This is a genomic window from Allocoprococcus similis (assembly GCF_054660775.1).
In genome coordinates, this window is sequence record NZ_BAAHSG010000043.1 from 1 (window position 1) to 9258 (window position 9258).

13 protein-coding genes and 1 pseudogene are annotated in these 9258 nt (G+C 45.3%); all 14 read left to right on the forward strand.

Annotated elements, in window-relative coordinates; genetic code table 11:
- A partial coding sequence (locus tag ACYQ5K_RS14755) for a hypothetical protein (RefSeq protein ID WP_459777826.1) occupies nucleotides 1-727 on the forward strand: 727 nt, incomplete at its 5' end.
- An 11-nt stretch (nucleotides 728-738) separates the two neighbouring features.
- A complete protein-coding gene (locus ACYQ5K_RS14760; RefSeq protein WP_118199370.1) occupies nucleotides 739-1086 on the forward strand; it encodes a head-tail connector protein in 348 nt (115 codons plus the stop codon).
- Nucleotides 1070-1474 carry a DUF6751 family protein gene (locus tag ACYQ5K_RS14765; RefSeq protein WP_459777827.1) on the forward strand — a complete coding sequence of 135 codons (405 nt, stop codon included), beginning with the start codon at nucleotides 1070-1072 and terminating at the stop codon, nucleotides 1472-1474. Before ACYQ5K_RS14760 ends, ACYQ5K_RS14765 begins: the two co-directional genes overlap by 17 nt.
- A 1-nt stretch (nucleotide 1475) precedes the next feature.
- Nucleotides 1476-1859 carry a hypothetical protein gene (locus tag ACYQ5K_RS14770; RefSeq protein WP_195502086.1) on the forward strand — a complete coding sequence of 128 codons (384 nt, stop codon included), beginning with the start codon at nucleotides 1476-1478 and terminating at the stop codon, nucleotides 1857-1859.
- Nucleotides 1846-2268, forward strand: coding sequence for a hypothetical protein (locus tag ACYQ5K_RS14775; protein WP_459777828.1), 423 nt, complete (start codon nucleotides 1846-1848; stop codon nucleotides 2266-2268). Before ACYQ5K_RS14770 ends, ACYQ5K_RS14775 begins: the two co-directional genes overlap by 14 nt.
- A gap of 13 nt (nucleotides 2269-2281) precedes the next feature.
- Nucleotides 2282-2785, forward strand: coding sequence for a hypothetical protein (locus tag ACYQ5K_RS14780; protein ID WP_459777829.1), 504 nt, complete (start codon nucleotides 2282-2284; stop codon nucleotides 2783-2785).
- A 23-nt stretch (nucleotides 2786-2808) separates the two neighbouring features.
- Nucleotides 2809-3252, forward strand: a complete 444-nt coding sequence (locus ACYQ5K_RS14785; protein WP_459777830.1) for a DUF6673 family protein — start codon at nucleotides 2809-2811, stop codon at nucleotides 3250-3252.
- Between the two features lie 6 nt (nucleotides 3253-3258).
- The gene (locus tag ACYQ5K_RS14790; protein ID WP_459777831.1) at nucleotides 3259-3834 is read left to right on the forward strand and encodes a bacteriophage Gp15 family protein; all 576 of its coding nucleotides are present in this window, start codon (nucleotides 3259-3261) and stop codon (nucleotides 3832-3834) included.
- Complete coding sequence (locus ACYQ5K_RS14795) at nucleotides 3831-3986, forward strand: hypothetical protein (protein WP_459777734.1); 156 nt, start codon at nucleotides 3831-3833, stop codon at nucleotides 3984-3986. The genes ACYQ5K_RS14790 and ACYQ5K_RS14795 overlap by 4 nt, the downstream gene beginning before the upstream one ends.
- A 44-nt stretch (nucleotides 3987-4030) precedes the next feature.
- The gene (locus ACYQ5K_RS14800) at nucleotides 4031-4393 is read left to right on the forward strand and encodes a phage tail tape measure protein (protein ID WP_459777832.1); all 363 of its coding nucleotides are present in this window, start codon (nucleotides 4031-4033) and stop codon (nucleotides 4391-4393) included.
- Complete coding sequence (locus ACYQ5K_RS14805) at nucleotides 4363-6978, forward strand: phage tail tape measure protein (protein ID WP_459777833.1); 2616 nt, start codon at nucleotides 4363-4365, stop codon at nucleotides 6976-6978. The genes ACYQ5K_RS14800 and ACYQ5K_RS14805 overlap by 31 nt, the downstream gene beginning before the upstream one ends.
- Nucleotides 6975-7757 carry a hypothetical protein gene (locus ACYQ5K_RS14810; protein ID WP_459777834.1) on the forward strand — a complete coding sequence of 261 codons (783 nt, stop codon included), beginning with the start codon at nucleotides 6975-6977 and terminating at the stop codon, nucleotides 7755-7757. The genes ACYQ5K_RS14805 and ACYQ5K_RS14810 overlap by 4 nt, the downstream gene beginning before the upstream one ends.
- Nucleotides 7751-8749 carry a hypothetical protein gene (locus ACYQ5K_RS14815; protein WP_459777835.1) on the forward strand — a complete coding sequence of 333 codons (999 nt, stop codon included), beginning with the start codon at nucleotides 7751-7753 and terminating at the stop codon, nucleotides 8747-8749. The genes ACYQ5K_RS14810 and ACYQ5K_RS14815 overlap by 7 nt, the downstream gene beginning before the upstream one ends.
- Nucleotides 8746-9258 (forward strand): annotated as a pseudogene (locus tag ACYQ5K_RS14820) (hypothetical protein); the annotation flags it as partial. The gene ACYQ5K_RS14815 and the pseudogene ACYQ5K_RS14820, both read left to right, overlap by 4 nt.

The following is a 9258-nucleotide window of genomic DNA, read 5'->3' on the forward strand; positions in this document are numbered from 1 at the left end:
TTTTTCAGTGCCCTCATCTATGCAGGGGCTTGCGGATTATAACAAAAGCACTGGTTATGTAGCCGGTGACGTGACTCTGGATTATGAGACAAAGAAATGTGCTTATGACAGAGGTCGTATGTTTAATGTGGATGCAATGGATAACATTGAATCTGCCGGAATTGCATTCGGACGTCTTTCAGGGGAGTTTTTAAGAACCCAGGTTGTACCGGAACTTGATGCATACAGACTGGCATCTTATGCACAGATTCCAGGTGTTACAACAGTAAAGGCTGCTCTTGCAACAGGAAAAGAAGCTTTAGCAGCACTCAGAACTGCAAGAGGAAAGATTGAGAATGTCGAGGCAAATCTTAGTACATGCTATCTGTTTATCAATCCGACAGTATATGGACTGATTGAGGACTTAGATACAACTGCATCTAAGAAAGCAATTGAAGGATTTGCAGGAATCATCAAGGTTCCATCAGGAAGATTTTACGATAAGGTAAAACTGAATGCTTCGGGTGCCGGAGGATTTACAAAAGATACCGGTGCAGTCGCAATGAACTTCCTGATTGTTGATAAACAGGCTGCAATTCAGTACCAGAAACATACTGTATCTAAGGTTATTTCTCCGGATCAGAACCAGACTGCAGATGGATGGAAATTCGGATACAGAACGGTTGGTATTGCAGAATGTAAAGACAACAAAAAGGATGGCATTTATGTTCATACTGTAGCAGAGTAGGATGTGATCAGGTGAATGTAACATATGAGTATTACAAGGATTCTTTTGGCGGCTCTTTGATTCCAGAGAGCCACTGGAAATCTGTCGAAGTAAAAATGAGTGCCAGGTTGAACCGATATACATTTGACCGAATGGAAGAAGGTGCTTGGCCGGCAAAGGCAAAGACAGCACTTTGTGAGATGTGTGATTGTGCATATAAGTATGATCAGCGAGATGGGATAACATCTGAGAACAACGATGGGTATTCCGTATCGTTTGATGTAAGCCGATCAGTAGATTCGATGCTGTACAGGATTGCAGAAGTATATCTGGTAAATACAGGACTTATGGATCTGGTGGTGGATGATGATTACGAATAGTGATATTACAATTTATAACAGAATAAGCGGTGATTCCACACATTACGATACCTGGAGCCGAACCGTTCTGCATGGTGTCCACGTCTATGTGGACCATAAGACTGCAGTTACGGATAACGGACTGAAAAGTGCGGAGGTCTACAAAATCCGGATACCTGCGGATATTCCGGAAGCAGGACAATATCTTCCACCGGATCAGTTCGCCTGCTGTGGCGGATATGGATACTGGACCATCCAGAACGATGACCAGATTGTCCTGGGAGAGTGCCAGATTGAGATTGAAAGACCAGCAGATCTGAAAGCCGTGTTCCAGAAGCACTGCAAGGTAACAAGCTGGTCGGACAACCGGTTTGGTACGACTCCGCACTGGCGGATCGGAGGCGAGTAAGATGGCAGGAAAGAAAGAATTCCGGATCACAACTCCGAGAGGCAGCGTATTTACTGTGACTGGTAAAAATGGCTCTACCACGGCACGGTTGGAATGGGCTCCGGGATTTGCACAGAAAAAAGCAGAGGGATTTTCAAGGGCGCAGGCATTCGTGGATTCGGAGTGTCTGCGCTATATGAATCCATTGACACCGAGAAGAACCGGAATGCTGATCAAGTCCGGGACGCTTGGCACGGTGATTGGTTCCGGATCCATCGAATACCTTGCCCCATATGCCCGCCGGCAGTATTACGAGCATAAAACCAAGGCGAGATGGTTTGAGACAATGAAGGCAAGCCATAAAGATGCCATCAGGGAAGGAGCTGAGAAACTTGCCGGACAGTAAAAGAAAAACGATTATTGAGAGCATCCGGGAATATGTGAGGATGTATCCGGATATCGATAACCGGAAGATCAATATTGATCGTTTAGGTAATGGAATGGAATATTCCATTGATCCGATTGGAGCAGATCCCATTTACAAGAGATATGTGGACGGGGGCTGCCTGAAGCAGTTCCAGTTCGCTCTGACAAGTAAGGAAGCCTACGATGGGGATGCCAGAACCGGTATTGCCAACAGTGGCTTTTATCAGAACTTTGAAGAGTGGACAGAACAGAATAACCGGAATGATATTGTTCCAGAGTTGGACGGGCACGATGCTATTCGAGTGGAAGTGCTGCAGTCCGGCTATTTGTTTAGTACAGAGGTCGATCTGGGACGGTATCAGATGATATGCAGATTGATTTATAAGTAAGGAGTGTGAAGAAATGGCGAATGAGAAGAAATTAGTTGGCAGACATAAGAGAGTGGCTTTTATGGATACTGACGGATCAGGAGAGACATTTACCAGAATGACGGGATTTACTTCTCTGTCGGATGGAAAGAACTCAACTGAGTACAGCCGACAGTATGTGGATGAAGCGTCTGAAAGATCGGACGTAGTTAGTTACGCACCGGCGATCGATTACGAATTTGACCGTTATACCAATGATCCGGTACATGAGAAGATTGCCGCAATTACCGATGATGAGATTCTCGGAACAGAAGCACAGGTTGATATTGTGGTGGTAGATTTGTTTGAGCAGAAGACATCGGAAACAACTTGTACTGCACGAAAGAGAACATGGAGTGTAATTCCGGATACAGAAGGGGACGGTACGGATGCCCTGATTTACAAAGGAAGCTTTAAAGCGGCCGGAGAAATCACAAAGGGTACTGCAACCACCACAGACGGATGGAAGACCTGTACATTCACTGCTGGCGGAGAATAAAGAAGAAATGGGAGGGTGAGCCTATGAGCCTTTGGAAATTTGGAGATTTTGAAGCAGAAGTGGATTTTACGGATGCGGATTTTTTGGATGTGCTGGATGAAGCAAAAGCGGCAATGTTCGATGCGGATAAAAAGGTTCCTGTAACCGGAAAGCAGAGTGATATTATCCGCGCACAGTGTGCATGTTTTTATGTGTTCTTCGATACCCTTTTTGGCGATGGGGCAGGGGAACGAATCTTTTGTGGTAAGAACAGTATTAAGCTTTGCAATGAAGCGGCAGAGTCGATTTTAGCGTTTGAAGCAGCAGAGAAAAAGGAACTGAACGACAAATATGGCAAGTATGCACCGAGCCAGAATGCAACTTCGCAGTTTCCACATCCGCAGCCACAGCCAAGTGGAAATCGTCAGCAGAGAAGAAACTACCGGAAACAGTATGGTAAAGGAAAATATTCCAATACTGGAAGGTAACAGAGCATGAATATTTTGTATGAGCAGTTTCCGAAAGAGGTCCGGGTGAATGGGGAGTACTACCCAATCGTGACAGATTTCCGTGAATGGATCCGTTTTACGGAGCTGGTTGAAGACGACTCGGTTCCGTGGCGGATGAAGTGCGGACTTCTGTTGCAGTGGTATCTGGATCAGATTCCGGAAGACATTGAAGCTGCGATTTATGCGCTCGGAGATTTCCTGATGTGCAAAAGGATGTACCAGGATGACACAGAAGATGAAGAGGAAGAGCTGCAGAAAAGCGGGAAGCCGGTATTTTCTTTTTCGGAAGATGCCGGCTGCATTTATGCAGCATTCCGGGAAGCGTATGGAATCGACCTGCAGCAGATCGATTATATGCACTGGTGGGAGTTCCGGAGCTTGTTTGACTGGCTGCCGGATGATACAGAGATTAAACAACGGATCATGTATCGTTCGATTGATCCTGGAACAATCCGGGATAAGGACGAACGCAAACGGATCAAGAAGATCCAGAGAGCTGTTGCCTTGAAAAAGAAACAGAGGAAATTGGATGATTATGAGATTGGAGATATGTTCTCATGATGGAAATTAAAATACCGACACGGCGTGAGTGGTATCCGTGTCCGTACTGCGGGCAGCATCTGCTTGTTTACACAGATACTGCAGTGTGCAGCGGACTGTATGTGAAATGCCGCAAATGCCGACGGGAGGTGGAGATAAAAATTAAGAAGTAAGCACTTGTGAGCCCCTGAGCCGTGCTATCAGAAAGGATGATAGTATGGCAGATGGATATTTGAATTTTGATACCAAAATCAATGAGAGTGGGTTTAACAAGGGCATTTCAAATCTGAGTAAGATTGCGACTACCGGATTAGGCGTTGCCGTTGGAAATGCAATCTCTAAGGTTGTTGATAAGGTCGGATCAATTGGAACTGCAGCCGTTAAGGTTGGCATGAACTTTGAAGCCGAGATGTCGAAGGTTGCCAGTATTTCAGGTGCAACCGGGGACGAGTTTCAGAAGCTGATTGACAAGGCGAAGGAGATGGGCTCGAAAACCAAGTTTTCAGCCACGGAAAGCGCACAGGCTATGGAATACATGAATACATGGCTATGGCGGGCTGGAAGACGCAGGATATGGTAGATGGTCTGAAAGGGATCATGGACCTTGCCGCTGCATCCGGAGAGGACCTGGCAACAACCAGTGATATTGTAACGGATGCCCTGACCGCTTTTGGGTTGTCTGCATCGGATTCTACCCATTTTGCGGATGTTCTGGCAAAAGCTTCATCAAATGCCAATACAAACGTGGCAATGATGGGAGAGACGTTCAAATACGTTGCACCGGTAGCCGGGGCGCTGGGATATTCCGTAGAAGATTGTTCGGTTGCCATTGGTCTGATGGCAAATTCCGGAATCAAGGCAAGTCAGGCGGGTACTTCATTAAGACAGATGCTTAGCCGTCTGGCGAAACCTACGGATGAAGTACAGGGCGCAATGGATCAGCTGGGCGTATCCTTGACAGATTCGGCGGGCAATATGAAGTCGCTGGATACGGTCATGGGTGACTTGCGAAATGGATTCAAAGGTCTTTCCAAAGCAGAGCAGGCACAGCTGGCAACCTCACTTGCTGGCCAGGAAGCAATGTCTGGTCTGTTGGCAATCGTAAATGCATCAGATGGAGATTTCGATAAGCTGAAGGATTCCATTTACAATTGCAAGGATGCTGCAGCAAACATGGCTGCAGTTGCGCAGGACAATCTGGCTGGTCAGATCACCAGTCTAAAATCCAAAGCAGAAGGTCTTGGGATTGCATTTTATGAATCCATCCAGGAACCGCTTAAAGAGCTTGCATCTGTAGGTGTGAAAGCTCTGGAAGATTTGAATAATGCGTACGCCTCTAACGGATTTGTTGGTTTTATCAATGAAATCGGCAATAAAGTGCCGCTTTTACAGGGATTTACTGATGCAATAGCCGGACTTGCTGAGAAAACAAAGGGCATGAGCACGGATGAGCTCATGAATCTTGGTAAGACCGCGGCAGTTCTTGCGGGAGCAGCTCCTGCATTTGGAGTACTTGGAAAAAGTGCTGGGACATGCGGAGACATCCTGAACAGCTTAGGAGATATAAGCGGAGGTGTTTTTGCAAAGCTTGGCAAGATGCCAGGTGACCTGAAAAGCCTTGGTGCAAGCATGAAATCCGGGGCAAAAGTATTCGGAAATGTGAAGGATGCAATCCTTCTTCCGTTTGATGATTTAGCCCCGAAACTTACCGGAGTATTTCAAAAGGCTTTAGGGGCAATCGGTACTGGCCCTATAGGAAAAATTGTAAATGATTTCGCTGAAATACCGAAAGGAATTATTTCCGCTTTCGGGAAAATCGGCCCTGGATTAGCCAAAACATTTCCAAAAGCTACAGCTACACTGAAAAGTCTTGGAAGTTCTATAAGCAGTACCTTTGGTGTGATCGTAAACGGCGCAAAAGGATTCGGTTCGCTTCTTGGCGGTGCGTTTGGTTCTGTTTTGTCGAAAGTGTCTGGATTTGGAAGCCAGCTTATGAGCTATCTCGGAATCATTGGAAATGTGTTTGTACCAATTCTTTCAAAAGTAGCCGGTTTCATTCCATCATTTATTAGTCTTCTTAATTTCGGTGCAGTTGCAGCCGTTGTGGTAGCCGGTCTTGGACTGGTTTACAGTCAGTTTGGTACACAGATTGACCAGATCCTGCTTCTGGCGCAGACCAAAGGACCGGAGATCATATCCAACTTTGGAGCCGGGATCACAGCAGCGCTTCCGGGATTGATTTCATCTGGTGCAATCCTGATACTGGGATTGATGAATGCGATTACAGCAAATCTACCATCGCTTATTTCTGTAGGCGCAAGCATCATAGCAACGTTAGTAAGCAGCCTGGGCGCACAACTTCCGCAGTTAATTCCGGCAGCGGTACAGATGATCCTGACTCTGGTTGAGTCGCTGATCAGTAATCTTCCGCAGTTAATAACTTCCGGATTACAGTTAATGGAAGGCTTGGCACAGGGAATTGCAAACGCGATTCCGCAGGTGGCAGCGAAAGCACCGGTTATCATCGGCAAGCTGGCATCTACGATTATCACGAATTTGCCGAAGATCATACAGACTGGTGTGGAGATCATCACACAGCTCGCAGTCGGACTGGTTCAGGGAATTCCGGCGCTTCTTGGTAAGATTCCATCCATGATCAGCCAGATCAAGAATGCATTTACCAGTGTAAACTGGGGCAGCGTTGGTATGAATATCATTTCCGGAATTGCAAGTGGTATATCCAGTGCGGTAGGAAGCCTGATCAGCGCGGCAACATCTGCGGCAAGTAGCGCATTAGATGCAATCAAGTCAAAACTTGGTATTCATTCGCCATCGAGAGTATTCCGGGACCAGGTTGGTAAGATGATGGCTCTTGGTATGGGAATCGGATTTGAGAAGAATATTCCGGTTGGATCTATGAACGCCGGAGTACAAAAAGCAGTCCAGAGCTTGCAGAGAAGTGTACAGCTTACGACATCCGTTAATCCGGATAAAACGGTTGGCGGCATAAAGAATAATCCAGTCTTTAAAGACCAGGGATTTGATTATGACAGATTTGAACGTATCCAGAGAAAGATTGCAAAAGAAAATGGTAACAAGCCTGTGTTCCTGGATACGAAACGGATAGACAGACCATTACCGAAAGGAGCAGTGCCACAGGTATGATTGTATATTATGAAAATATGAATGGCGAAAAGCTGAATCTTTTAAAAGCTCCTTTTCGTACAACGAAGACTGACTGGTTCGATGCGGACTGGTCAGAATCTTCAGACGGATATGAGAAAACAGTTACAATTGATGTGTTTGGAAAGCGGGAAGAGTTCCAAACAAATATGGAGCAGCTATACCGGATCATTGCAGTTGATGCGGAAAATGATACCTACGGAAGGCTGTATGTGAATGGTGCGTATTTAAGATGCAAGGTTTTGAAATCTGCGAAAGAGGGCTGGAAGGGATATGTGTATTCGGAAGTGGAAATCACGTTCCAGGCTCCGGAGCTTGTATGGGTAGTAGAAGCGACAAGACAGTTTTTCCCACAATTGGAAGAAACGGCAGCATCCGGAATCGACTTTCAGTATGATTATCCGTTTGACTTTGCCGGGGAAAAAAGAGGAATCGCAGCATGGGACGTTGATCACATCATTCCAAGCGAGTACCGGATGATCATTTACGGACCATGTGTAAATCCGAAGATCCTGATCAATGATTATCCTTATGAGTTTTTCGTAACGCTTGAAAGCAGGGAATATCTGATTATAGACAGCCAGAGAAGAACGATTCGAAGGTATTTGACGAATGGAACGGTACAAAATTTATTTAATCAGAGAGCACAGAAACAAACTGTTTTTGAGAGAATACCATCCGGGCTTTTAAATATTAACTGGTCCGGGGATTATGGATTTGATCTGACCTTATTTTTGAACAGGAGGGAGCCGCCGTGGTAAAAGATGTCATTCTTGCGGATAGTGATGGAAGGGAACTGGGAGCGATTTTGGACTCAAATATCACAGTGGATACGAATGGCGAATACGAGTTTTCTGTACAGATTGCAAGGTCGAACTGGTATTCAGAGCTGACCTTTTCAAGTTATGTGTATATTACGGAAACGGAATATGGAGGCATTATCGGAGAGGTACTGACAGATACAACGCTGGATTATGTGGAGCTGAAGGGAATCACATGGAGGGGAAGACTGCAGTATAAGGTGATCGAACCGCCTGCCGGATCGGATTATAAAACAGTATCCGGAGAACTGAATCAGGTAATGAAAACACTGATCGAGCCGGAGTTTGATGGATTATTCAGAGTTTCATCAGAAGACACGGGTATATCTGTAAAGAATTTTCAATTTGACCGGTACTGTACATTACTGGAAGGTCTTACTAAAATGCTGAAAAGTGTTGGATACCGCCTGCAGATCCGGCTGATCAAAGAACAGGACGAGCCATGTTATATTCTGGTTGAAGCAGTTCCGATTACTGATTATTCTGCACAGATTGAATTGTCACAGGACAGTCGCCTAAATTTCACGATGGATGATAAACAAAATGGCGTAAATCATCTGGTCGTAACCGGAAAAGGGGAAATGCAGGAGAGGAACGTATTCCATCTGTATGTGCAGAAAGATGGAAGCATTGGAAAGACGCAGTATTACAAAGGACTGAATGAGATCTCAGCAGTGTACGAAAATACGAGCACAGAAACAGCAGAGCTGGAGAAAACGTCCATGGAGCAATTGCAGAAGCTGATGAATAAAAAGACATTTCAGATGGATGTTGCAAAGCTTGGCATCGAGGTTGGGATTGGAGATATTGTCGGTGGCAGGGATTACCTGACCGGGATGTATATGTCAAAACCAATCGAAAATATCATTTACGAGATTACGAATGATGTGGAATCAATTACTTATAAACTGGAAGGAGAAGATGAAGAATGAAAATTGTATCTGGAAGAACCGGATCACCACATGTGACTTCGCAGCAGTTCCGGCAGATGCTGGAGGGGATTATCGGGCAGGGGAGTTATATTATAACAAGCGGAGAGAATCTGAAGCCGGAACTTAGCAGTAATAATCTGCTGAAAATCCGAAGTGGGATGATGGCGCATCATGGCTGTATATCTTGCGTGGATATTGGTACTTATGATGAGGTTACACTGACAAATGGTAGTCAGGGAATGAAAAGGATTGATCTTATTGTAAATCGGTATACCAGAAATGCAGAGACAGAGGTTGAAAACTGCAGTTGGAAGGTGATCCAGGGAACACCGGTTGCAAGTAATCCGGCAGTACCGGCATATACTTCGGGAAATTTGCAGGATGGAGATCTTGTGGATGATTGTCCGGCTTTTGAAGTGCATTATGATGGAATCAATGTTACAGAAGTGAAGAGTTTGTTGAGTGTGACGGATGGACTTTCTGAACTAAGTAGCAAATTATATGAAACT

Coding starts and splice junctions, on each gene's coding strand:
- ACYQ5K_RS14785 (WP_459777830.1), top strand. CDS start 2,809: ATGAGCCTTTGGAAATTTGGAGATTTTGAAGCAGAAGTGGATTTTACG.
- ACYQ5K_RS14795 (WP_459777734.1), top strand. CDS start 3,831: ATGATGGAAATTAAAATACCGACACGGCGTGAGTGGTATCCGTGTCCG.
- ACYQ5K_RS14780 (WP_459777829.1), top strand. CDS start 2,282: ATGGCGAATGAGAAGAAATTAGTTGGCAGACATAAGAGAGTGGCTTTT.
- ACYQ5K_RS14790 (WP_459777831.1), top strand. CDS start 3,259: ATGAATATTTTGTATGAGCAGTTTCCGAAAGAGGTCCGGGTGAATGGG.
- ACYQ5K_RS14805 (WP_459777833.1), top strand. CDS start 4,363: ATGGCGGGCTGGAAGACGCAGGATATGGTAGATGGTCTGAAAGGGATC.
- ACYQ5K_RS14800 (WP_459777832.1), top strand. CDS start 4,031: ATGGCAGATGGATATTTGAATTTTGATACCAAAATCAATGAGAGTGGG.
- ACYQ5K_RS14770 (WP_195502086.1), top strand. CDS start 1,476: ATGGCAGGAAAGAAAGAATTCCGGATCACAACTCCGAGAGGCAGCGTA.
- ACYQ5K_RS14765 (WP_459777827.1), top strand. CDS start 1,070: ATGATGATTACGAATAGTGATATTACAATTTATAACAGAATAAGCGGT.
- ACYQ5K_RS14810 (WP_459777834.1), top strand. CDS start 6,975: ATGATTGTATATTATGAAAATATGAATGGCGAAAAGCTGAATCTTTTA.